Origin of the sequence: Novosphingobium sediminis, assembly GCF_007991615.1 — a bacterium.
Classification (GTDB): Bacteria; Pseudomonadota; Alphaproteobacteria; order Sphingomonadales; family Sphingomonadaceae; genus Novosphingobium; species Novosphingobium sediminis.
Genome location: NZ_BJYR01000011.1, coordinates 34,789 through 56,340, shown reverse-complemented (window position 1 = coordinate 56,340; position 21,552 = coordinate 34,789). Strand labels below are relative to the sequence as shown.

The following is a 21,552-nucleotide window of genomic DNA, read 5'->3' as shown; positions in this document are numbered from 1 at the left end:
GATCCATGCGCCAATCCCGCGAAGCCAAGGCCGTGACTCATCAAGCAATTGTCGCTGCTGCGGCGCGCCAGTTTCGCGAACGCGGGATCGAGGGGACGAGTGTCGGCGACGTTATGCGGGCCGCAAACCGCACGCATGGCGGCTTCTATCGCCACTTCGATTCGAAGGAGGACCTGCTCGTTGCAGCCCTCGGCCGCGCCTTTGCAGAAATGCTCGAGGTGGTGGACCGCGGCCTGTCCGAAGTACCGGCAGAGCAGGCGCTCGGCAGCTTCATGCGGAGCTACACCGCGCCGGAAAGAGTGGAGGATGTCGCAGGCAGTTGCCCGGTCGCCGCGCTTTCAAACGATGTCCTGCGCAGCACCGAGGTCGTGCAGGCCGAATTCGGACGCGGCGTGCGCGCGATGATCCGATCGCTCGCCGAGCATCTCGATGGACCCGAAGCCGAGCGGGAAGCGCGCGCTGCGCGCACTTTTGCCATGGCGGCTGGCGCCGTGATGATCGCGCGGGCCAGCGATCCGGAAACGGCGGAACGGGTTCTGCGCGCTGTACGAGACGAAGCTGCATCTTTGGCCAGCCCGCCAAGCAGGACAATGGCATGACATCGCGAACCAATGCGGCACTCGTACTCTTCGCGCTGACCTTGCTGATCCTGCAGGGGCTGGTCTTCGCATCGTGGATCGCAGGTCTGGCGCTCATGCTGCCATCGTGGGCTTCGAGCACAGCGCTGATCGTGGGCTGCCGCGACGCACCCGCCGCCCGGCCCCATGCCGCCAGCCTTGGCCACGCGATCTGCGGCGCGACTGGCATTGCGGTGTTCTTCATGGCCGGATCGTTTGCGCATCCGTGGGCCCTGTGGCTGGCAGCGCCAGCCGTTGCAGTGGGTGTGACCCTGATGTGGACGCTCCGCTGCTACCACCCGCCAGCCGCCGCCAACGCAGCGATTCCGCTGTTCACCGCTGCGACGATGCCCGTCTATGCAGCCACCGTCGCGCTTGGTGCAGCGCTGCTCTATGGCGCTGCCCGGGCGCTTGACCGCTCCGATGGGGCAGCCTCCGCCTAGAAGTAGCGTTCACCAATACGGATCGTGTCGCCCGGCAGCACGGCCACTTGCGCGCTGCGTAGCGCTACTGCGCTCTCCGCTCGGCCAGTCTGCCGGCGCAGGAACACCGTCTTCTCGTTCGCGCGGTAGGTAAAGCCGCCCGCACGCGCGATCGCCTGCTCCACGGTCATCCCCGAGGCATAGGAATACTCACCAGGTCGGTTAACCTCGCCCAGAATGTAGAAAGGCCGGTAGTTGAGCACCTCCACGCTCACGCGCGGATCGTTGACATAGCCCTCGGCGAGCTTTGCAGTCAGTTCCTGCTGCACCGCGTCGATGGTGCGCCCGCCCGCTGCAACCACCCCGATCAGCGGGAACGCGAGCGCACCGCCAGGCGTGATATTGTACTCGCCGGTCAGCGTCGGCTCGTTGAACACGGTGACGCGCACGCGGTCGCCTGCCCCGAGATGGTAGCTTTCAAGCCCCGCCGCGACGTCTGCCGTCGAGATTGGCGGCGCGCTTGCACCAGCGCATCCGCCAAGCATGAGTGCAGCGGCACCGGCCATTGCGAGCGCCGTGCGGTATCGCCCCCGCCGACCGCTATCGTGCTTGCTCTCCATGCGAATTCTCCAATGCTTCTGGCTGCTTTTGATCGATGCCCCAAGTTTATGCGGCGGCCAGCAAAGCGCAATCACCCCGCCCCTTGCCGAATCCTCCACCTTGGAGGTGTTCGGGCCGCATACTCCGCAAGGACCGGGCCGCACCTGATGGGCAGCCGCCCCGCACTATCGCCGCAGTCTCACGCGGCGGAACATGGTGCATAAATCCGTAAGCATTCACCCGGATTTGCCCCCGATCCGGCGATGCGGGATGCAGCACCGTACGAAGCTTCGGACTGCGCCCGCGAAGACGCGCAGCGATCCTGTGAGGCTGATCGAGGCTCAGGTGCCTCCGGTTTGCCTCCGCAGCGGATACGCTTCGCCTTCCCCGTCGCGGCCCCTTGCCTAGTCTCGCAGCATGAAGTGAGGGGAGCAATTCTCTCCGACCGGATCATTTTTTACCATATCGGTTCCCTGCGCTGCTTGTGCGGGAGGACGGACCATTCGATTGAGGAGAACAGGGGTGAACACGGCAGTCGGCCTCTATCGCAATGCCGGGGGTGTGCCAGGCATGGCGCCCGCCCTCGCCTTCGAACCCCGCGTCCCGCCCCCGGCGGCGGATCGGGTGGACCTGAGGCTGCTTTTCGCGGTGTTCCGCCGCCGCCTTGGCGTGTTCCTTGCCGTCATGCTGGCTGTGCTAGGCGCCGGATTGGTGCTGACGGCGCTCCAGCCGCGCACCTATACCGCGCGCGCCGAAGTGACGCTCAACAGCCGCCCGCAGTCTGTCGCGCCGACGAGCACGAGCGATGGCCCGCAGCAAGCCGCTATTCCGAGCGAAGGCTATGTCGATACGCAAGTTGCCGTGGTCACGTCCGAGGCGAACCTTGCCGCGGTGGCAGACAGCCTCGCCCTCGCGCGGGAAGAACGCTTTGCCAAGAGCCCGCTGGGTGGCCGCGCCGCTGCACTGGTGTGGCTGCGCAAGGGCGTGGTCGCCACGCGCATCAGCACGACTTACGGCATCGCGATCACGTTCGAGGACACCGATCCCGCGCTTGCAGCCCGCGTCGCCAACACCTTCGCGCAGCAATACACCGTCGGCGCACTCGACGCGAAGCGGCAGGCTGCACGGGCGACCACGACCGCCATCGCCGAACGGCTCGAACAGCTGCGCCAGCAAGCGCTCGGCGATACGGCGGCGGTGCAGCGCTACCGCATCGCCAACAACCTGCTTTCGACCACGATGGGCACGCTGACCGAGCAGGAAATCTCCAGCTACAACCAGGCCGTCACCACCGCCCGCGCAGAAGCGAGCGAGGACGGCGCGCGGCTCGATGCAGCGCGGCGGCAGCTCGCGCTCGGCGTCAGTGCGGGCGGCGTCGGCGAAGTGGCGGTATCCCCTGCGATCGGCTCCCTGCGTGCACAGCAAGCGAGTGCGGCGACCGAACTGGCATCACTCACTGCGCGCTACGGCCCGCGGCATCCTGATGTGCTGCGCGCCAACGCGGCTCTCGGCGCGATCGACACGCGGATTGCGGACGAGACACGGCGGGTCATCTCCAGCCTTGAGGCGCGGGCGCACGTTTCGGAGCATCGGCTGGCGTCGCTTTCCGGATCGCTGCAGCAATCGCGCGGGATGCTGGTGCAAAACAATGCCGCAATGGTGGGCCTGCAAGATCTCGAAAAGCGCGCCGAAACTTCCAACGCGCTCTACGAAAGCTACCTCAATCGCTTCAAAGAACTGACCGCGCGCGAAGGCACGGAACAAGCCGACGCCGATCTGCTGCATCCTGCCGCCGTGCCGCTGCGGCCGACGAGCCCGAACGTGGCGCTCAACCTCGTGCTCTCGGTCGCGCTCGGGCTCGGGCTCGGCATTGCGGCGGCTTTCGCTGCGGAAATGACTTTCAGCGGCCTCACCACCGGCGATGATATCGAGCAGCGGCTGGGCGTGCGCTACCTCGGCTCGATCCCCACGCTCGGCTCGGTCTGGCGCGGGGAGGAGAAGGTGCCTATGGCGGCGCTGCTGGAAGATCCGCGCTCAGCCTTTGCCGAAAGCTTCCGCTCTCTGCGCGCCTCGATCGCGATGAACACCTCGCAGGCGCGGATCATCGCGCTGACTTCGGCCCTGCCGGACGAGGGCAAGACGACGACCTCGATCTGCCTCGCCCGCTCCATGGCGCTTTCCGGGGACCGCGTGCTGCTGATCGATGGCGATCTCAGGCGCCAGGGCGTCAGCCGGTTCCTGCGCGGCGATGCCGGCAGGCCGGGCCTGATGGATGTGCTGGGAGGCACGGCGCCGCTCGAAGCTGCACTGGTGGTGGACCCGGCAACCGGGCTCAACATCCTCCCGCTCGCTGAAGGCAGCGACAAGGCGCCCGAACTGCTGACCGGCGAGGAAATGGACCGGATGCTGGCAACTGCGCGCGAGATGTTCGACGCGATCATCATCGATACCGCGCCGGTGCTGCCCATTGCCGATGCGCGGCTGATGCTGCGCAAGGCCGACGCCTCGGTCTTCGTGGTGCGCTGGCGCAAGACGCCGGAGGCCGCCCTGCGGTCCGCATTGCGACTGCTTCCGGACGACCGGGTGCAGCTTGCCGGCGTCGCGCTCACCCGCGTCGACATGCGCAAGCAGGCCCGCTTCGGCTATGGCGACGATGCGTTCTACCACTCGTACAAGCGCTACTATGCCTGAGGCAGCGCCCCCCATGGAGGCACCTTCGCCGGCGGCCGAGAGCGGCTTCCTCCTGCAACGTGCCGATTTCGCCAGCCCGGCTCCGGTGCTCGAACGGCCACGCCGCCCTGCGCTGATCCGCCCCGGCGCCGTGCTGCCAGCCGATCCGCGCAAGCGCTTCAAGCGGGTTGCGATCATCCACTACTGGCTCGTCACCATGCGCGGCGGCGAGCGTGTGCTGGAGCGGCTGCTCGAGCTGTTTCCCCAGGCCGATATCTTCACCCATGTCTACGATCCCGCCGCGATGTCGGCCACGATCCGGGCGCACAAGGTGCGCACCAGCTTCATCCAGAAGCTGCCGGGCGCGAAGAAGCACTATCAGGCCTACCTCCCGCTGATGCCCATGGCGCTCGAGCAGCTGGACCTGCGCGGCTATGATCTTGTGATCTCCAGCGAGAGCGGCCCCGCCAAGGGAGTGATCCCCGCGCCCGATGCGCTGCACCTCTGCTACGTCCACTCGCCGATGCGGTACTTGTGGGATCACTACCATGATTACCGCGAAGAGGCGGGCTGGCTGCGCCGCGCGGTCATGCCTGTGCTGTGCCACGGCCTGCGCCAGTGGGACACGAGCTCCGCCGCGAGGGTGGACCGGGTGCTCGCCAATTCGAACTTCATCCGTGAGCGCGTGGCCAAGGCGTGGCGGCGCGAGGCCGATGTGGTTCATCCACCGGTCGATCCGGCCCTGTTCGCGCCTTCGGACGATATCGATCCGGGCTATCTCTGGGTCGGCCAACTCGTGCCCTACAAGCGCGCGGACCTCGCCATCGATGCGTTCAACGCGCTCGGCCTGCCGCTCACCGTGGTGGGCGATGGGCCGCAGGCTGCCATGCTCAAAAGGCGCGCCGGGCCGACGATCCGCATCATCCCCCGCCTCAGCTTCGACGAGCTGCGCCGAGCCTATGCCCGCTGCCGCGCGCTGGTGTTCACCGCGGAGGAGGACTTCGGCATCGTGCCTGTCGAAGTCATGGCGTCGGGCCGTCCAGTCATCGCCTATGGCCGGGGCGGCGCGCTTGATAGCGTCGTCGAAGGTCGCACCGGCCTGTTCTTTGCCCAGCAGACCACCGACGCGCTGATCGAGGCCGTGCAGCAACTGGAGCGCTGGCTCCCCCACTTCGATCCCGCCGCCGCAATCGCGCGCGCCCGCGATTTCGCGCCAGAGCGCTTCGATGCGGGCGTGCTGGAGGCGCTGGCATGAAGCTTCAACCGCTGAACCGCTTGCGCACCCTGCTCACCGCGCTGCGGCTGCGGCTGCGCGGCGATGCGCCGGGCAAGCGGTTCTTCGTCCACAGCGGATTGCCCCGCATCGAGGGCCGCGGCCGCATCTCCATTGCCGAACGCGTCAACTGGAACTGCCATGGCGCCCCCGTCGCGGTCGAAGTCGGCCCCGGCGCGCTGCTCGAAATCGGCGCCCGCGCGTTCCTCAATGCCGGGGTCGAGATCGTCTGCCACCATTCGGTGCGCATCGGCGAGAATTGCCGCATCGGCCCGCGCTGCGTCCTCGCCGATACGAACCACCACCCGGTGCACGAGGGCCAGCCCGTGCGCGTCGCGCCGGTAAGGCTCGGGCGCAATGTCTGGCTGGGGCGCGGCGTCACGGTCCTGCCCGGGGTCTCGATCGGCGATCATGCCGTGGTCGCGGCTGGTTCGGTGGTGTTCGCGGATGTGCCCCCGCGCGAGGTGTGGCGCGGCAATCCCGCCGCCTACGTCAAGCCAGTGCGCGCCGCAGACGGGTACGTCAGGCCATGAGCGGAACGGCCATCAGCACGGAGGCACAGCCGTGGAACTGACATTCATCGGCGCGGCACAGGTTCTCATCGGCCTCACGCTGTTCGTTGCGGGTTCGGTTGAGGCCATGTTCGCCTTCGCGCTCGTCTCGGCCATGTTTGGCGGGTCTGCGGCGCTCCAGTTGCCAGTGCTCGGCAACTCGTCGATCCCGCCGATCCAGTTCGCCCTGCTGTTCGTCGCCATGCGCCTGCTGGTGCCGGGCGCCGGGCAGATGGCCGCCGTGGGCCGCGCCCTGCGCGCCAATGGCTGGCTGGTATGCTTCGTCATTTACGGCGTCGCCATCGCCTTCATCGCGCCGCGCCTGTTCGCCGGGCAGCTTGAGGTCACCCCCCTGCGCGGCCGCGTCGAGGCGCGCTATGTTTCGACGTTTGCCTATGTCTACGCCGTCCGGCCACTGATGCAGAGCCCGCAGAACCTCACCACCGCCGTCTACCTTGTCGGCACGCTGATCGCCGGCATCGCCAGCTTCGTCGCCTGCGGGCGGGAGCGGGGCCGCGCGATGCTGGTGCGCACGCTGGCGGCAGTCGGCATCGCCCATGCGCTGACGGGCTTCGCATCGGTGGTCATCCGGGGCACACCCGCCGAAGTCGTCCTCGCGGTGTTCCGCAATGCGGCCTATGCGCAGCTCGATCAGTCGTACAACGGCTTCGTGCGGATGACGGGGCTCCTGCCCGAGGCCTCGACTTTCGCCAACTACGGCCTCGTCCTGTTCGTGTTCTCGTTCGAATGCTGGCTGCGGCGGATCGATCCGCGCTGGACGGGCCCCGCCGCCGCACTCCTCGCCACCGCCCTCGCGCTCAGCACATCGAGCAGCGCCTATGCCGGCCTCCCCGCCTATGGCGCAATCGTGGCGGTGCGCTCGTTGCTGTTTCCCGGCGCACTGCCCGCAGACCGCGCGCTGTGGATCGGCGGCGCGCTCCTCGCTCTCGTCTCCGCTGGCTGCGCGGTGATGATCTGGCAGCCGCACTTCGCCGATTCCTTTGCCGACATGATCCGTCACATGACCATCGAAAAGAGCGAGACGCTCTCCGCGCAGCAGCGCCGCTTCTGGGCGTGGCAGGGGCTCCATGCCTTTGCCGAAAGCGGCGGCATCGGCATTGGCCCCGGCAGCTTCCGCTCCTCCAGCCTTGCAACCGCCGTGCTTGGCTGCACCGGCGTGATCGGCGCGGTAACCTTGCTCCTGCACATCCTGTCCGCCTTCAGCCCGCTTCGCCATTCGACCTGGGCCCCGATCGAGGACAAGGCCCTTTCCACCGCAGCCGCTTGTAGCTGGGCCATGATAATGGGCGTGGCGATTGGCTCGATCGCCTCGCCCACCTGCGATCCGGGCACAGACTTTGCGATCATGAGCGGCGCCGCACTTGCGCTGCGCAGGATGCAGGCTTCAGCCGCCCTCACCGTTCCGGCTACGAGCCCAGCCACCGGCCCAGCCCCCGGCCCTATCGCCGAACCGCCCGTCGCGGCGCATGACAGGCCGGCCCCATTCCTCCTTGCCGGAGCAGAAGCCCCGCGCGGCTTCATGCTGCCAGAACCGCTCGTGCTCGACAGCGCGCTGGAACTGGCGTGATGGCGCGCCTCACCCGTTGTACTCCGGACCGACCGCCGCAAAGCGATAGCCCCCGCTTAGCAAGAAAGCCCGGATGGCCGGATCGGCGCTGAGCCCCGCTGCCGTCGCTGCGGCGCTGGCCGCGCCCTCTGTGTCCCCCGCCAGCCAGGAAACGCGAGCCAGCGCTGCCCACCACGGCTGATACCCCGCCGTGCCATCCATCGCGCGCAATTGACCTAGCGCTGCATCCCACGCCCCGTTTTCCGCATGGGCAACTGCGCGGGCGACCATCACCCCGGTCGTTGGCGCGAAGCCGGCAAGCACATCGTAAAGCCGGGCCAGCGGCGCGGTAAAGCGCTCACCCGTCATGCGCTGGTGCGCATGAAGCGATTGGATTGCGGCCTCGGTCTGGAACCGCCCCGGCGCGGCAAATGTCGCCGCCCGGCGGAGCGCAGTTTCCGCTTCAAGCACCATGTCCCGCGACCACAGCTGCGGATCCTGCGCATGGAGCGGTACGAAGCTGCCATCCGCCGTGCGGCGGGCTGGCTGGCGCGCTTCGCAATAGCAGATAAGTGAAAGCAGCCCCAGCGCCTCGGGCTGATCCGGCATCAGCTCAGCAATCAGCCGCGCAAGAAACAACGCCTCGCCGCGCAGGCCTGCGCGGCGGGAATCCGCACCAAGCGTATCGTCCCACGCCGTGCTATAGGCCGCATAGATCGCCGAAAGCACGCCATCGAGCCGCTTCGGAGCATCCTCCCGATCCGGCACTGCAAAGGCGATCCCGGCGTCGCGGATCTTGCGTTTGGCCCGCACCAGCCGCTGCCCCATCGTCGCGCCGCTGACCAGAAACGCCGCCGCAATCCGGGAAGCATCAAGCCCCAGCACTGTCTGCAACATGAGCGGCGCTTGTGCATCGGGATCGATCGCAGGATGTGCGCAGACGAACAGCAAGGCCAGACGCTCGTCGCCAAACGGGCTGGCGGCAAAGTCCTCCCGTTCCTCGGTCAGCAATGCAAGAACATCGGCCGCGCGGGAGGCCGTCTCCGCCCGCGCCCACTGATGGCCGGCGGCGCGGCGGGCCACGGTCAGCAGCCAGCCTTCGGGATTGGCAGGCACGCCTTGGTCTCCCCATTGAGCGAGAGCCGCCGCAAAGGCCTCCGCCAGCGCATCCTCCGCTGCCGCGATATCCCGCGTCCGCACCGAAACGAGCGCCAGCAACCGGCCATAGGACGCGCGCGCTGCCCGTTCGGCCACCAAGGCAGCAGAGGGGCGGCGCGCAGCGTCCATCCGATCAGGCCGTGGGCCCCGCCATGACCGGGCGGATCTCGACCGACCCGCCGCTGGCGCAAGGCGCGCGCGCTGCCCATTCGAGCGCGGCATCGAGATCGGAGGCCTCAAGCACGACATAGCCGCCAAAGGCTTCCTTGGTATCGGCAAAGGGGCCATCGACGACGTGGCGCGTGCCGTTCTCGATCCGCAAGGTCGTGGCGGTTTCGGGTGGCTGGAGGCCATTGCCGCCGACCATCACACCCGCCTGCGCCATTGCGCCCATATAGGCGTTCCAGGCACCCCAATAGGGCTCGGCAGCGACCGGATCATGGCGCTTGGCGCGCTCTTCGGCGGTTTCGTGGAAGAGGAGAACATACTGCATGACGGGTTCCTTCATCGGTCTGGCCGGATCATCCGGCAAGCAGCTGTGGCTGCCTGAAGGGGTGTGCGGCGAGGGAACGCAATTTCGACAGGCGAGTGAAGAAAAGTATGGGTGAAGCCCTCATGTGGGCAAGGGCCAACGCCTGAATCGATTTTCCTACACACCCCGTCTTGAGGCATCCTTTCTGCCGCCCCAGCGCATGCGGAGGTCTATGCCGTGTCCCGGATTATTTCGTATTTTCAATGCGAAGGCCGCCGTCGATGGGGTGGACAGTTTTGGCTCAGGACTGTGTCAACTGTGTCAACTTCTCCCATTCCGGGACAGGCGGGGTATGGCTTGACCGCTGGCGGGCGCGGTGCTGCACTGGGCAGAGAAGCAATCCGGCAGGAGGCAGCATGATCACGGTTACACGCATCGATCCGGTGGGCACGGCGCACCGCATTGCCGTGCGCGGGCACGAATTCGTGACGGACATGACGCCGGAAGCGGGAGAGGACAACGAAGGGCCCGATCCCCACGAGATCTATGATGCGGCGCTCGGCGCGTGCAAGGCGCTGACGGTGCTCTGGCTGGCGCAGCGCAAGGGGATGGCGCTGGAGGACATCGAAGTTGTCGTGACGCGCGATGCCAGCCGCGAGCGGGAAGGCGTCTACCGCCTCCGCACCGCGTTGATGCTGACCGGCGACTTGTCGCGCGAGGACCGCGACACGCTGCTGGCGGCGGCAAAGAAGTGCCCGGTGCACAAGCTGATGAGTGAAGTGACGACCGAAATCGAGACCGCGCTGGTCGAACTCTAGACCGTCTGCGCGCGGGCCAGGCGGCGCATGGCTTGCGGGGGCTGACCGAACGCACGCAGAAACGCGCGGCGCATCCGTTCGGGATCGTGGAAGCCGAGCGTGGCCGCGATGTGCTCGATGGGCTGAGGGCTGCCCTCGACCCGCTCACGGGCAACTTCAAGGCGCAGGCGCTCAACGACGCGGGCCGGGCTGACCCCCATTTCGCGGGTGAACGCGCGCGAGAAGTTGCGCGGACTCATCGCGCAGCGTTCGGCGAGGATTTCGACGGTAAGGCGTTGATCGAGGTGGCTGCGTATCCATTCGAGCAGCGGCGCGAACGGCGTCTGCTGCCCGCCGAGATCAGCAAGCGCGGAGAACTGGGATTGGCCGCCGGGGCGGCGGTAGTAGACGACCATTTCCTGCGCGACGCGGCGCGCGGTCTCCTCGCCAAGATCTTCGGCGATGAGCGCGAGCGCAAGGTCGATGCCGGCGGTGATCCCGGCAGAGGTCCAGACATGGCCGTCGCGGATGTGGATGCGATCAGGCTCGACAGCGATCGCTGGGAACAGGCGCGCAAGCTGCTCGGCCCGGCGCCAGTGTGTGGTGGCGCGGCGGCCATCGAGGAGACCGGCGGCGGCGAGGAGGAACGCACCCGAGCAGACGCTGCAAACGCGCCGCACTTCGACCACCCGGCGCAACCACGCGCTCGTGGCGCCGTGGTGCATGGCAGTACGGCTGCCATCGCCGCCCGAGACAATCAGCGTATCAAGCGCGGGCGCCTCGGCAATCGATATGGTTTCGAGTGGGACACCGGCCGAACTGCGCACCGCACCACCCTCGGCGGAGAGCAGAACAGTGCTGTAGGAACCGGAAACGAAACGCTCAGCAACCTCGAAGCTGGTCAGCGGGCCGACCACGTCGAGGATCTGGAAGTCAGCGAAGAGGAACAGACCGATTACGCGGAGCATGGCCTGAAATGAGGGATCATTGTCATTTCGTCAAGAAAGCCTGCGCGCGATGAAGGGGCAACTGAGAACGGAGATTGCCATGACCCAGACGCCATTCCGCATCGTGTTCGCCGTGTATCCGGGGATGACCCAGCTCGATTTCACTGGTCCGCACCAGTTCCTATCGCGCGTGCCGGGAAGCGAGACGGTGGTGGCCAGCCGCGATGGCGGCGATGTGCCCGCGGAAGGATTGGTGTTTGCAGGCACGAGCGTTTTGGCCGAGATCGAGGCCTGCGATCTGATCTGCGTACCGGGCGGGGTCAACGCGAGCGAGGTGGCGCTCGATGCGGCATTCGTGGGCGAAGTGCGCCGACTGGCACTCGGTGCACGGTATGTGACCTCGGTCTGCACGGGTTCGCTGATCCTCGGTGCGGCGGGTCTGCTCACGGGCAAGCGCGCGGCATGCCACTGGGCGTGGCGGCACCTGCTGCCGCTCTACGGCGCGGTGGCGGATGGCGGGCGCGTGGTGCGCGACGGCAATGTCATCACCGGCGGCGGTGTGACGGCCGGGATCGACTTCGCGCTTGCGGTGGTTGCCGAGATCGGCGGTGACGAGCTGGCACAGACACTGCAACTCGGCCTCGAATATGCCCCTGCCCCGCCGTTTGATGCGGGCCGTCCGGAGACGGCGCCAGCAGCTGTCCTCGCCGCCTATCGCGCGCGGATGGATCCGATGATGCCCCAGCGCGAGGCGCAGACCCTTAAGGCAGCGGCGCGACTGGGGATCGCCCTCGCCTGACAGGCCTTTCTTTCGTTACCCAAATCCCTTGCAATTCGTTGAGGTACAGTCGAGGGGCGGGGCATGGTCCCCCGCTCGCTCGATCGACTGCTTCATCCAATCATCGGCCCGACAGCACGCGGCAGGATCGCCGCCCTGCTTGGGGCTACGCTGCTTAGCCTGGTGGCGATTGCCTTCGCCAAGGCGGGTGAGGAAGCCCAACGCGCCTTTGGCTTGCTGGTGGCGGCCGCGTGGTGGGCGCCGCTGATCGTGACGCCGCTGGCCTTCGCCGGGATCGTGGCGCTGACACGCGCGCATTGGCCTGAAGCCAAGGGATCCGGCATTCCGCAAGTGATGGCAGCGGGTCGGGCACCAGGAGCGACATCGTCGGTGCGGCTGGTGTCGCTTCCCGTGGCAGGGGCGAAGTTCGCGTTCACGATCCTGATGCTTTTGGCTGGCGCCCCGGCAGGTCGCGAAGGGCCAACCGTGCAGATCAGTGCCGCGATCATGGCGGCGGTGCATCGCTGGATGCGTGTACCGGTGACGACGGGGGTAGTGATCGCGGGCGGCGCGGCGGGCGTGGCGGCGGCCTTCAACACACCGCTGGCCGGGGTCGCCTTCGCCATCGAGGAACTCGCCTCCGCCTTCGAGCAGCGCGTCGCGGCGCTGGTGATGGTGACGGTGATGGTATCCGGCCTCATCAGCCTCGGCGTGGCGGGTGACTACGTCTATTTCGGCGCGATGTCGCAGCAGTTGCCGCTCCGCGCGACAATACTGGCGGCACCGCTGGCAGGGATAACGGGCGGCCTGCTTGGAGGTGCATTTGCCAAGGCGCTGGTTGCAATGGCGTGGTCGCGGCACCGGGCGTTCACGGCGATCCGCGCGCGGCCAGTAAGCTGGGCGTTCGCCTGCGGCCTAACGGTTGCGGTGATCGGCATGGCAACCGGCGGTCAATCATGGGGCACCGGCTATGACGCAACGCGCAGCCTGCTCGGCGGCGAAGCTCATTCCTTGCTGTTCGGCCCGGCGCGGTTCGTCGCCACGCTGGCAACGGCGCTGAGCGGTGCGCCGGGCGGGATCTTTGCACCGACACTGTCGGTCGGCGCAGGACTTGGGCAATTGCTGGCGCAGATGTTCCCGCGCGACGAGGCTGGCGCCATCGCGCTGCTGGGGCTGATCGGCTATTTCGCAGGGGTGGTGCGTGCACCGCTGACCGCGGTCATCATCGTATCCGAAATGACCGCGGACCGTTCGATGATCCTGCCGCTCTTCGCGACAGCGCTTATCGCGGATCAGGTGAGCGCGATGGTGTGCCCGCAAAAGCTGTATCACGCACTCGCGCGGCAATTTGCCCCGCGGCGAGCCTAGGCACCCTTCTTCGCGGTGAGCGCATCCCAAGTGGCCCACGGGATATCGCGGCCAGGCCAGGCCACCTTCTTGAAGGGCCACTTCCTCGCGATCCAGCGGTGAGCCCAGGCTTCGAGTTCCTTGTCGAATCCGGCATCATATTCCGCCTTGGTGACCCAGATGCGGACGACGGCATCATAGCCGGCCGCGGGGCTCGGCGCGACATAGATGCAGCCCCGCTCGCGCGTTCCGTCAGGCGTTAAAACGGAATAGGCAAAGCTCTCACGGCGCTGGAAGCGACCGGCTTCGGTCTGCATGTCGAGCATGGCGTCCGCATCGCTGATGCCCGCGTGGGGCCATTCTGCGCTCCGCGTAAAGGTCTGCTGAAGGTGCTCTACCGAGGACATGTAGGCATCAAAGTCGATCTTCACGAGATCGGGGCCAAGTGGCTGAAGGCGGAAGCCGGGCCCCACCGCGCTGGTTGGCACGGCAAAGGTGGGGGCAACGAGCGGTGAAGCCGCTTGCACGGGCAGTGCAGAGAGCAGGAAGGCAGCAGCAGCGGCGGCGGCGATGGTAAGGCGCTTCATCGGATCGGATCCCCCTTGTTGCACCTGCGAAGGTTTCACGGGTTACTGCGGGGAGCAAGCGGCATTTGGGGTCAGGCAGGCCTTGGCGTCGCAGCAAGAAGCGCAGCGGCACGGCGCAAGGACGGAACGACACGCCAAGTCGCGAGGCACCAGCCGGCCGCCCCGCAGGCCAGCGGAAGTGCGAGCGCGGCGAACGGCGCGGCGGCTCCGAACAGGCGGTCTGCCGCGAGGGCCGCGCCGAATGCTCCGCCAAGCGGCAGGATCACGAGGCGCGCGGCTTCGGCCAGCGCGGGCCGATCGCGGCGCTGGAGCGCGGTGAAGGCCATCGCCGCAGCAGCCAGCAAAGCCACCAGAGTTGCCGCGACGGCCGCCCCCGGTGCGCCATAAGGGGCGGCGAGGATGGTGAGCCCGGCAGTCGCCAATGCGGCGGCAGACTGGACGGCGAGTACCTTGCCCTGCCTGTCCGTGACGATGAGTTCGGCGGTGGCGACCGCTGTCACCAAGGCGGCCATGCGCGCCACGCAGAATATCGCGACGACCGGCGCTGCAGCAGCCCATGCCGGGCCCAGCGCAAGCGGAACCACGCGGTGCGCGAAGAGGGCGAGGAGCGCGAGCGCCGGCCAGCCGAGCACCGCAAACAGGCCGGCCAACCGTGGCCAGGCACCGGGGCTGCCCTCCCCCTCCCCCCGCGCACGCTCTGCCGCGAGGGTGGTGAGCGCAAGCATCCCGGCAGGCTGGACGAACATGTCCGCCAGCGCGGTGACCATGCGGTTGGCCGCGCGATAGAGCCCGGAGGCAGCGGGGGACAGGACAATGCCGAGCACGAGATCGCCGCTGTAGTTGGCGAGGAACGTGACCAGCACCGAACCGAAGCGGCTGGCCGACCAGCGCAGCGCTTCGGCCACCAATCCGCGCTGCGGCATGGCGAGCGCAAGCCGCGGCCCCAGCGCGCCCAGCGCGAACGCCATCAGCAGCGTGCGCGCATAAATCTGCAGAACAAGCGCCCAGAGGCCCCAACCCGCTGCCAGCAAGGCAATCGCAGCAAGGCCCGCGCCAACTTCGGCAAGGACGGTGATCGCATAATAGCGCCGCACCGCGCCGGAACGCAGCATCAACGATTCCGCAAAGGCCGCGAGCGCGCCAAGCAGCACCGAAGGGGCGAGCGCGAGGATGACCGGCGCGACGCCGCCGCCCTTGAACACGAGCGGCGCGGCAAGCCCAAGCGAGGCCAGTAGTGCGATCCAGCCCAGCGCGACGAGCACTGTGGCGGCAAGACAGGCGCCCGCGCCGCGCCGCTGATCGGCATCGTGCGGGAGCTTGAGCAAGTATTCGAAGGGCCCGGTATAGAGCATCGTCCGCGCCAGCATGACCAATGCACCGGCAATCGCGAACACCCCGAAATCGGCAGGCTCGAGGTGGCGGGTGGCGACGAGCGTGACCGCAACCATCGCGAACTGCCCGCTGACACGCGCGGCCATGGCGATGACCGCCGTGCCGCCTCCAGCGCGGGCGAAGCGGAGCAGACGCGCCTTCATCAAATGGAGCTCATGTTTTCCGGGCGAGTTCGCGCAGGGAGGACAGCAGCATCCGCCCGGCACGAGCCCAGGTGTAGCGCGCAGCGCGGGCGTAGCCGGCGGCAACCAGCGCTTCGCGGGGCAGGCGGGTGATTGCGCGCCGCCAGGACTTGGGATCATCCGGATCGGCGTAGAGCGCCGCATCGCCGCAGATTTCCGGCACCGCGCCGCAGGGCGCTGCAATCACCGGACAGCCGCAGAGCATTGCCTCAACCGGTGGAAGGCCAAAGCCCTCGGTGCGCGAGGGGAACAGGAGAACGGCTGCGCCTTCGTACAGCGCACGCAGAGCGGCATCGTCACAAGGGCCGGCAAACACCGCATCGGTAGGCGGGACCAGCCCGGCATCCTCCAACGCGCAGCGCGGCGGACCGACCACGACGAGGCGCAAGGGAGCCAGCGCGCCATCGGCAAAGGCAGCAAAGACCACGGCGTTGTTCTTGTAGGCCTTGGGGCTGCCGAACATCACCGCATAATTGCGCGGGGAAAGGCCGAGGCGAGAGAGCGCGGCAGGATCCGGGGCGACCTCAAGGATATGATCCGCGCCATTATGGAGCACTTCGGCCCCTGCCTTGCCGGTCACACCGCCGCGTGCAAGTTCATCCGCCGAATAGGCCGAGACGGTGAGCACCCGCGCGCTGGAACGGGCCATCAGCGGAGTGAGCAGCCGATACCCCACGCGCTGGCGCCAGGGATAGGAACTGTCGCCCCGGAGGAACTGCGCATCGTGCAGCAGGGTCAGCTTGGGTCGGTGCGCAACGGGCGCGAGATTGGCGAGATTGACGAGGAGACCGCCCGCCGCGAGCCGGGGCAGGCGCAGTTGCTCCCATGCCTGCGACGCGGGCTGGTCATCCTCGATCAGCTGGATGGCGGAGAGCGGCAGGCCATCCGCGCAGCCCTTGGGCACGATCAGCGCGCAAAGCGGATCATCGGGCGCAGGGGTAGTCGCGAGGAGATCGTCCACCTCTGCGATCAGGCGCGCGGCGACACGGTGGACGCCGTTAAGCCCCCCGGCGCGGAACTTTCCATTAAAGACGACGCGGCGCAAGCTGGGCCTCACATCCGCTCGATCTTGCGCGGATCGATGCGGCCCAGTGCAAGATCGGCCAGCGCGCGCAGGTTTCCGGCGAGGCGACCTGCGCGATCGATATGCGGTTCGGGGAACGGCGCGCGCAGGAGATTGGCGGCAAGGTTCTGCCAGAACAGGCGCTTTGCCAGCCAGCGCGGGATCGTGCCCTTGCGCAGCAGGTACACGATGTTGGCGACCTGCGAATAGCCAAGGCGGCGGCCCGAAGTGCGCCCGCCGCGCACTCCCAGATGGACGCCGGTGACGCGGCCCGAGGATACCAGCCGCCCACGCCGGGCAAGCTGCATGGTGAGATCGATATCCTCCTGCCAGCCATAAAGCGGCAGCGCCTCGTCAAACCGCAGGCCGCGCATCAGCGACATGCGGAGCGCCATATTGCAGCCATAGAGCGCCTCACGCGGGATCACCGCAGGATCGAGCCCGGAGGCATCACTCTCGATCAGATCGAGCGCCTGCTGCGCCGTGAAGCCACCACGGCGCACCCCATCGGCGACGAGGTTGCCGGTGATGCCCGCTATTCCCGGATCGGAGGCAAACAGCGCTTCGATCGCGGCGCAGTAGTCCGCCGCCATGACGAAATCATCGTCGAGGAACAGGACCACATCGGTCCGCTCGTCCAGCACTTCGAGCGCGCGGTTGCGCTGGCGGCACAGGCCCTTGGGCGAGAGGATGAGTTCGGGGCGCATCGCGCTTTCGCCCGCATCGCCGAAATCCGCCTGCGAAGGCGCGACGATCACCACGCCATCCGGCAGGCGCGTCTGCCGCGCGATGAGATCGACCATTTCGCGCAGCAACGCAGGCCGGCCGACCGTGGCGATAGCGATATGGATACGCAGCATGTGCGGCTTGCCCCCGAGCCTTGCGCCACTCCCTCACGAGTGGCCCGGACGGTTTAGCCAAGGCCCCGCCGCTCGCCCACGAGGGTTGTCTCCGAACCCGACCCGTTAGCGGGCGCGGGGGAGCCGCCGGTGATGGTAGAAAGCGGCATCCCTACCGCAGGACCCCGCGCGCGCATGAACCAGCCGACCACCCGTCGCCCCGAAATCGTCATCAACGGCCGCTTCCTGATGCAGCCCGTCACGGGCGTGCAGCGCGTGGCGCGCGAACTGACGCGCGCGCTGGACCGGTTGGTGGCGGAGGACGGTCTGCCGGTAGCCCTGCGGCTGGTCTGCGAACCCAGCGCAGAAGTCGATGATCTGGGGCTGCGCGTGACGAAGGTGGAACGCGCAGGAAGCCGGTGGGGCGGACATGCGTGGGAGCAGCTGGTGCTGCCGGGCCGGGTGCGTGGTGGGCATCTGCTGTGCCTTGGCAATACCGCGCCGTTTGCCTCGCTGCATGCGGGGCAAGGCGTGACAGTAATGATCCACGATCTGTCGTATCGGCAGTTTCCCGGCGCCTATCGGCTGCACTACCGACTGGGGCACCGCTTCATGCTGCCATCCCTGCTGCGCCGCGCCCGGACGATAATCACCGTTTCGGAGCGGGAGAAGGCAATGCTGGCAGCGCTCCGTCCGGAAGCGCGTGGACGCATCCGCGTGGCGCAGAACGGCGGCTGGAGCAGCAGCGCAGCGTCTTCTCACGAAGCTGCACCAGGTGATGTCGCGCCGACACGCGGCTACATGCTGTTCGTCGGCTCGCTATCACGTAGGAAGAACATTCACGGCGTTCTCTCTGTGGCAGTGCAGCTGGCACGCGAGGACGGTGTTGGCACCCTGATCGTCGGCGGTGGAAGCGATATCCTGTCCCCCATTGCCGGAGAAATACCAGCGGATGTGGCGCATCTCGTGCGGTTCACCGGACCGGTGACGGAGCTTGATGCGCTCGGCCGGCTCTACCGCAATGCCGGGTGCCTGCTGTTCCCCTCGTTTTACGAAGCGAGCCCGCTGCCGCCGATCGAGGCGATGCATTTCGATTGCCCGGTGGTGGTCTCAGCGATCCCGGCCATGACCGAACGCTGCGGGACGGCGGCGGTCTATTGCGATCCGCACGATGTGGACGACATGCTCGCGGCGGTGCGCCGGGTGCTGGCAGATCCAGCTCCGCTCGCCGCCAAGGGCCGGCTCCATGCCGCGCACTGGACATGGCGGGATCAGGCGGCGGGCGTGCTGGATGCGGTGCTGGGTACAAATGCCCGCCGGAGCGCGATGGGCGATCCGGCGGGCGAGGCTCCGGGGGAAGGCGGTTTGATGCTGGCGGGCACGCCTCAGCAGGCACCCCGGCCGCGCAGCACCGAAGGCACAGTGAGCAACAGGATGGTGCAGTTGAGCGCCAACGAGCGCGAGCGAGCATAAGCGAGATCGAAGGCGACGCGGCGGCGGTAGCTCGTCTCGTCCTGCCGCTTGACCTGCCATAGGCCGGATATCCCCGGCTTGAGGCTGCAATAGACCGGAAAATGGCGGCCATAGCGCACCGCCTCCGCCGCCGTGATCGGGCGCGGACCGACGAGGCTCATCTCTCCGCGCAGCACATTGACGAGTTGCGGCAGCTCATCAAGGCAGTTGCGGCGCAGGAACCTGCCGATGGGGGTTATGCGCGGATCACTGCGCAGCTTGTGCGTTTCAGCCCATTCCGCACGCGCGGCGGGGTCCGCCTCGAGCAAGCGGGCAAGGCGGGCGTCGGCATCGACCTTCATCGAACGGAACTTGAGGCAGCCGAAAGCACGCCCGCCCTGCCCAAGCCGCTGATGCGCGAACAGCAGCGGGCCGGGATCGAAGAGCTTGATCGCGAGCGCGACCGCCACCAGCACTGGCAGCAGCAGCATGAGCGCCCCTCCGGCGACCACGAGATCAAGCAGCCGGATCGCCCGCGCATGCCGCGTCACCGGCGCCACATGGCGTGATGGCAACAGCGGCTTGGGTGGCCGCGGCACGACAGAGAGTGCGCGCGGAGGTGGAACAGGCCGCGCGGCAGGAGCAAACGCGGCAGAGGCGGTTTCGGATGCCCAGGGATCGGCCTGGGCTGGCATGAGGCTGTTCACTGCTCCGGTCTCCATCGAGGCCCGCACGCCGGAAGGGGGCGGCAGTCAGGGCATGATGCAGTGCAGCGCCGTATCGGTCAGGCGAGGATGCCCCCGGGACGGTTGGATAAGCGAGCAACGAAACGCTTGACGAAGTGCGCTCAGGCGAAGTGGCTGGCGCCCCACAGAATGGCCGCCCATAGGAATGCAGAGCTGGCGATCGGGAAGGCAAGTCGGAACCAGCCGGGGTACAGCTCTTCGGCCTGTGGCTCCTCAGGCTGGGTCAGCTGGAGCAGTTCGGCCTGCAGCTGGTGTACGGGCGAAGCCGCCGGAACTGCCAGTTCATCGATCAGTCGGGCGCTCGGCGGGGGCAAAGCCGATGCGTGCTGAGCTTCCGGCACAGCCATCCCCGGCGCGGTCGAAACGGCAGGATCGGCGATCTTACGGCGCGGCTGAGCAGCGGACATGGGGTACCTCCGCGCGGCAGAGTAGTGCGGGGAGGTGAAGCGAGCCCTTCGCGAATCTATGTATTTTTACTTAAGTATTTGCAGCGCAACGAAAAATCCATTGCGCTGCACAATCATCTCCATCTCGGAGCAGTCTACGCGCGGTCTGCCTGGCTGAGCAGTTCACCATCGACCGGGTAGCCCGCATCCGCAGGAATCACCAGCCAGCGCTCGCCATCGCGCAGTTCGATCCGCGGCGTGACGGTGACGATGGGCGTCGCCAGAGCATGTTCGCGCGCGGCGTGGAAATGGCTGAACTGAGCCAGTCGCTCGAGATTGCGCCGCGTCGGGAAGATGATCTTGATCGCCTTCTCATCGGCAAGGCGCAGTGCCTCGGCCGCGCTGGCCCAGAACAGGTGGCGATTCTCCGTGGTGTCGGCCGTAACGTCCACTGCGCCAGTGCCAAGATCGGCAAGATAGAAGCGCGTATCGAACACGCGCATGTTACGGTGCCGCGGCCACCACCGCGCAAAGGGGACGAGGGCGTCGAAATCGAGCTCCCAGTCGAACGCTTCAAGCACATCGGCAAGACGCCCCGTATCCAGCAGCAAGCGGCGCGCGGCAGCAGCCCGCTCCGCATCGATCGCACCGACGAGGCCGACAGCGAGGCCGGTTTCCTCCAGCGTCTCACGCACGGCGGTGATCCGTCCGGCCGCATCGGCGGGATCGAGGGCAAGGCCGGTGCGCGCCATGAAGGCTTCGGCGAGGTCACGGTCCGCCGGATCGACCTTGCCGCCAGGAAACACGGTCGCCCCGCCAGCAAAGGCAAGGCTGCCCGAGCGTTCGACCATCAGGATATGGGCTGGCCCGCCTGCCGGATCATGACGGAAAACCACAAGGGTGGCAGCCGGAGTGGCGGGGGCAGCATCCGCATGTTCGCCCATGTCGTCTAGTTCGTCCATTTACCGATCATGCTACAGCCTGCCGGGGCTTGCCAAGCGCCACGGCACACCTTTGCCGGGTTCTCCCCCAAAGTGAGAGGCCCCTGTCGGCAGTCTTTACAGGTGAGTCACTCGGCAGCGTGGCCATTGAGGCCGGATTGCTGCTTTCTTGAGGGCTTTGCGAGTTTGGCACGCCCTATGCATAGTACCTGTTGTCCTGAGAGTGTCTTCCCAGAGGCGGAACCGCCCCCCCGGTCTCCCGGTTCCGCCTCTCCAGGCTCCCCACCGCCTGACAACCCCGCGCGCGGCTCCACCCCCCACCCGCGCGCGGGGCCGGACCTCCTCCCCCACACCGGCTCCTGAAACGCAAAACGCGGCCCCGCTTGTGGCGGAGCCGCGCTTTCCATTTTTCAGCGGTGCTGGATCAGATGATCAGTTCAGGCCAGCGCAACCTGCGCGTCGACCATCAGCTGCTGGAGCTCACCAGCCTGATACATTTCCATCATGATGTCGGACCCGCCGACGAATTCGCCCTTAACATAGAGCTGCGGGATCGTCGGCCAATCAGAGAAAGACTTGATTCCCTGACGGATTTCCATGTCCTGCAGCACATCGACCGAGGCATATGCGACGCCGAGGTGATCGAGGATCGCAATTGCCTTGCTCGAAAAGCCGCACTGCGGAAACAGCGGCGTGCCCTTCATGAACAGGACGACGTCGTTGGTGCCGACGATTTCAGCGATGCGTTCGTTGGTGGACATGGGG

General features: G+C 67.2%; 22 protein-coding genes. 10 read left to right on the top strand and 12 right to left on the bottom strand.

Features of this window, described 5'->3' with window-relative positions; translation table 11 throughout:
• The first annotated feature begins 5 nt into the window (after positions 1-5).
• Together NSE01_RS08420 and NSE01_RS08415 are read left to right on the top strand one after the other, a co-directional pair.
• Positions 6-599, top strand: coding sequence for a TetR/AcrR family transcriptional regulator (locus NSE01_RS08420; RefSeq protein WP_147159149.1), 594 nt, complete (start codon positions 6-8; stop codon positions 597-599).
• A complete protein-coding gene (locus NSE01_RS08415; protein WP_147159148.1) occupies positions 596-1,060 on the top strand; it encodes an HPP family protein in 465 nt (154 codons plus the stop codon). Before NSE01_RS08420 ends, NSE01_RS08415 begins: the two co-directional genes overlap by 4 nt.
• On the opposite strand, the gene NSE01_RS08410 is transcribed toward NSE01_RS08415, so the two are convergent.
• Positions 1,057-1,659 (bottom strand): polysaccharide biosynthesis/export family protein, encoded by a 603-nt coding sequence (locus NSE01_RS08410; protein WP_246135108.1) that lies wholly within the window; start codon positions 1,657-1,659, stop codon positions 1,057-1,059. The genes NSE01_RS08415 and NSE01_RS08410 overlap by 4 nt on opposite strands.
• Before the next feature lie 502 nt (positions 1,660-2,161).
• Here NSE01_RS08410 and NSE01_RS08405 point away from each other — a divergent pair.
• From NSE01_RS08405 to NSE01_RS08390, 4 genes are all read left to right on the top strand, one after another.
• Positions 2,162-4,330: a GumC family protein gene (locus tag NSE01_RS08405; RefSeq protein WP_246135107.1), complete on the top strand. Its 2,169-nt coding sequence runs from the start codon at positions 2,162-2,164 to the stop codon at positions 4,328-4,330.
• Between the two features lie 196 nt (positions 4,331-4,526).
• Complete coding sequence (locus tag NSE01_RS08400; protein WP_147159170.1) at positions 4,527-5,564, top strand: glycosyltransferase; 1,038 nt, start codon at positions 4,527-4,529, stop codon at positions 5,562-5,564.
• A complete protein-coding gene (locus NSE01_RS21870; protein WP_147159147.1) occupies positions 5,561-6,115 on the top strand; it encodes an acyltransferase in 555 nt (184 codons plus the stop codon). The genes NSE01_RS08400 and NSE01_RS21870 overlap by 4 nt, the downstream gene beginning before the upstream one ends.
• A gap of 31 nt (positions 6,116-6,146) precedes the next feature.
• Positions 6,147-7,721 carry a hypothetical protein gene (locus NSE01_RS08390; protein ID WP_147159146.1) on the top strand — a complete coding sequence of 525 codons (1,575 nt, stop codon included), beginning with the start codon at positions 6,147-6,149 and terminating at the stop codon, positions 7,719-7,721.
• 9 nt (positions 7,722-7,730) lie between these two features.
• Here the strand turns inward: NSE01_RS08390 and NSE01_RS08385 are convergent, their stop codons facing one another.
• Together NSE01_RS08385 and NSE01_RS08380 are read right to left on the bottom strand one after the other, a co-directional pair.
• Entirely contained in the window at positions 7,731-8,987 is a 1,257-nt protein-coding gene (locus NSE01_RS08385) for an RNA polymerase sigma factor (protein ID WP_147159145.1), read from the bottom strand.
• 4 nt (positions 8,988-8,991) lie between these two features.
• Entirely contained in the window at positions 8,992-9,351 is a 360-nt protein-coding gene (locus NSE01_RS08380) for a YciI family protein (RefSeq protein WP_147159144.1), read from the bottom strand.
• Positions 9,352-9,746: 395 nt separating this feature from the next.
• On the opposite strand from NSE01_RS08380, the gene NSE01_RS08375 reads away from it, so the two are divergent.
• Entirely contained in the window at positions 9,747-10,148 is a 402-nt protein-coding gene (locus NSE01_RS08375) for an OsmC family protein (protein ID WP_147159143.1), read from the top strand.
• On the opposite strand, the gene NSE01_RS08370 is transcribed toward NSE01_RS08375, so the two are convergent.
• Positions 10,145-11,095 (bottom strand): GlxA family transcriptional regulator, encoded by a 951-nt coding sequence (locus tag NSE01_RS08370; RefSeq protein ID WP_147159142.1) that lies wholly within the window; start codon positions 11,093-11,095, stop codon positions 10,145-10,147. The genes NSE01_RS08375 and NSE01_RS08370 overlap by 4 nt on opposite strands.
• 79 nt (positions 11,096-11,174) lie before the next feature.
• Here NSE01_RS08370 and NSE01_RS08365 point away from each other — a divergent pair, with 79 nt between their 5' ends.
• The gene (locus NSE01_RS08365; protein WP_147159141.1) at positions 11,175-11,873 is read left to right on the top strand and encodes a DJ-1/PfpI family protein; all 699 of its coding nucleotides are present in this window, start codon (positions 11,175-11,177) and stop codon (positions 11,871-11,873) included.
• 63 nt (positions 11,874-11,936) lie between these two features.
• On the top strand, positions 11,937-13,220 hold the full coding sequence (locus NSE01_RS08360; RefSeq protein WP_147159140.1) for a chloride channel protein: 1,284 nt from the start codon (positions 11,937-11,939) through the stop codon (positions 13,218-13,220).
• On the opposite strand, the gene NSE01_RS08355 is transcribed toward NSE01_RS08360, so the two are convergent.
• The 4 genes from NSE01_RS08355 to NSE01_RS08340 all read right to left on the bottom strand — a co-directional run bounded on the left by NSE01_RS08355 (position 13,217) and on the right by NSE01_RS08340 (position 17,283).
• On the bottom strand, positions 13,217-13,786 hold the full coding sequence (locus tag NSE01_RS08355; RefSeq protein ID WP_147159139.1) for a twin-arginine translocation pathway signal protein: 570 nt from the start codon (positions 13,784-13,786) through the stop codon (positions 13,217-13,219). The genes NSE01_RS08360 and NSE01_RS08355 overlap by 4 nt on opposite strands.
• Before the next feature lie 71 nt (positions 13,787-13,857).
• A complete protein-coding gene (locus tag NSE01_RS08350) occupies positions 13,858-15,321 on the bottom strand; it encodes an oligosaccharide flippase family protein (protein ID WP_170233792.1) in 1,464 nt (487 codons plus the stop codon).
• Between the two features lie 10 nt (positions 15,322-15,331).
• Complete coding sequence (locus tag NSE01_RS21725; RefSeq protein ID WP_170233791.1) at positions 15,332-16,417, bottom strand: glycosyltransferase family 4 protein; 1,086 nt, start codon at positions 16,415-16,417, stop codon at positions 15,332-15,334.
• Entirely contained in the window at positions 16,414-17,283 is an 870-nt protein-coding gene (locus tag NSE01_RS08340) for a glycosyltransferase family 2 protein (RefSeq protein ID WP_246135106.1), read from the bottom strand. Before NSE01_RS08340 ends, NSE01_RS21725 begins: the two co-directional genes overlap by 4 nt.
• Positions 17,284-17,457: 174 nt before the next feature.
• Between NSE01_RS08340 and NSE01_RS08335 the strand changes: the two genes are divergently transcribed.
• Positions 17,458-18,735: a glycosyltransferase family 4 protein gene (locus NSE01_RS08335; RefSeq protein ID WP_246135105.1), complete on the top strand. Its 1,278-nt coding sequence runs from the start codon at positions 17,458-17,460 to the stop codon at positions 18,733-18,735.
• Here NSE01_RS08335 and NSE01_RS08330 read toward each other — a convergent pair.
• From NSE01_RS08330 to grxD, 4 genes are all read right to left on the bottom strand, one after another.
• Positions 18,648-19,421 carry a sugar transferase gene (locus tag NSE01_RS08330; RefSeq protein WP_307725970.1) on the bottom strand — a complete coding sequence of 258 codons (774 nt, stop codon included), beginning with the start codon at positions 19,419-19,421 and terminating at the stop codon, positions 18,648-18,650. The two genes, NSE01_RS08335 and NSE01_RS08330, sit on opposite strands and share 88 nt — an antisense overlap.
• Before the next feature lie 140 nt (positions 19,422-19,561).
• Positions 19,562-19,867 carry a hypothetical protein gene (locus tag NSE01_RS08325; protein ID WP_147159136.1) on the bottom strand — a complete coding sequence of 102 codons (306 nt, stop codon included), beginning with the start codon at positions 19,865-19,867 and terminating at the stop codon, positions 19,562-19,564.
• 134 nt (positions 19,868-20,001) lie between these two features.
• Entirely contained in the window at positions 20,002-20,808 is an 807-nt protein-coding gene (locus NSE01_RS08320; protein WP_246135104.1) for an NUDIX hydrolase, read from the bottom strand.
• 416 nt (positions 20,809-21,224) lie between these two features.
• Positions 21,225-21,548 (bottom strand): Grx4 family monothiol glutaredoxin, encoded by a 324-nt coding sequence (grxD, locus tag NSE01_RS08315; protein ID WP_147159135.1) that lies wholly within the window; start codon positions 21,546-21,548, stop codon positions 21,225-21,227.
• Positions 21,549-21,552 lie beyond the last annotated feature (4 nt).

What these genes read in the sequence shown, in the direction of transcription:
- NSE01_RS08420 (WP_147159149.1), top strand. Translation starts at nt 6, where the DNA reads ATGCGCCAATCCCGCGAAGCCAAGGCCGTGACTCATCAAGCAATTGTC.
- NSE01_RS08415 (WP_147159148.1), top strand. Translation starts at nt 596, where the DNA reads ATGACATCGCGAACCAATGCGGCACTCGTACTCTTCGCGCTGACCTTG.
- NSE01_RS08410 (WP_246135108.1), bottom strand. Translation starts at nt 1,659, where the DNA reads ATGGAGAGCAAGCACGATAGCGGTCGGCGGGGGCGATACCGCACGGCG.
- NSE01_RS08400 (WP_147159170.1), top strand. Translation starts at nt 4,527, where the DNA reads ATGCGCGGCGGCGAGCGTGTGCTGGAGCGGCTGCTCGAGCTGTTTCCC.
- NSE01_RS21870 (WP_147159147.1), top strand. Translation starts at nt 5,561, where the DNA reads ATGAAGCTTCAACCGCTGAACCGCTTGCGCACCCTGCTCACCGCGCTG.
- NSE01_RS08385 (WP_147159145.1), bottom strand. Translation starts at nt 8,987, where the DNA reads ATGGACGCTGCGCGCCGCCCCTCTGCTGCCTTGGTGGCCGAACGGGCA.
- NSE01_RS08380 (WP_147159144.1), bottom strand. Translation starts at nt 9,351, where the DNA reads ATGCAGTATGTTCTCCTCTTCCACGAAACCGCCGAAGAGCGCGCCAAG.
- NSE01_RS08375 (WP_147159143.1), top strand. Translation starts at nt 9,747, where the DNA reads ATGATCACGGTTACACGCATCGATCCGGTGGGCACGGCGCACCGCATT.
- NSE01_RS08370 (WP_147159142.1), bottom strand. Translation starts at nt 11,095, where the DNA reads ATGCTCCGCGTAATCGGTCTGTTCCTCTTCGCTGACTTCCAGATCCTC.
- NSE01_RS08365 (WP_147159141.1), top strand. Translation starts at nt 11,175, where the DNA reads ATGACCCAGACGCCATTCCGCATCGTGTTCGCCGTGTATCCGGGGATG.
- NSE01_RS08360 (WP_147159140.1), top strand. Translation starts at nt 11,937, where the DNA reads ATGGTCCCCCGCTCGCTCGATCGACTGCTTCATCCAATCATCGGCCCG.
- NSE01_RS08355 (WP_147159139.1), bottom strand. Translation starts at nt 13,786, where the DNA reads ATGAAGCGCCTTACCATCGCCGCCGCCGCTGCTGCTGCCTTCCTGCTC.
- NSE01_RS08350 (WP_170233792.1), bottom strand. Translation starts at nt 15,321, where the DNA reads ATGAAGGCGCGTCTGCTCCGCTTCGCCCGCGCTGGAGGCGGCACGGCG.
- NSE01_RS08340 (WP_246135106.1), bottom strand. Translation starts at nt 17,283, where the DNA reads ATGCTGCGTATCCATATCGCTATCGCCACGGTCGGCCGGCCTGCGTTG.
- NSE01_RS08335 (WP_246135105.1), top strand. Translation starts at nt 17,458, where the DNA reads ATGAACCAGCCGACCACCCGTCGCCCCGAAATCGTCATCAACGGCCGC.
- NSE01_RS08325 (WP_147159136.1), bottom strand. Translation starts at nt 19,867, where the DNA reads ATGTCCGCTGCTCAGCCGCGCCGTAAGATCGCCGATCCTGCCGTTTCG.
- NSE01_RS08320 (WP_246135104.1), bottom strand. Translation starts at nt 20,808, where the DNA reads ATGGACGAACTAGACGACATGGGCGAACATGCGGATGCTGCCCCCGCC.
- grxD (WP_147159135.1), bottom strand. Translation starts at nt 21,548, where the DNA reads ATGTCCACCAACGAACGCATCGCTGAAATCGTCGGCACCAACGACGTC.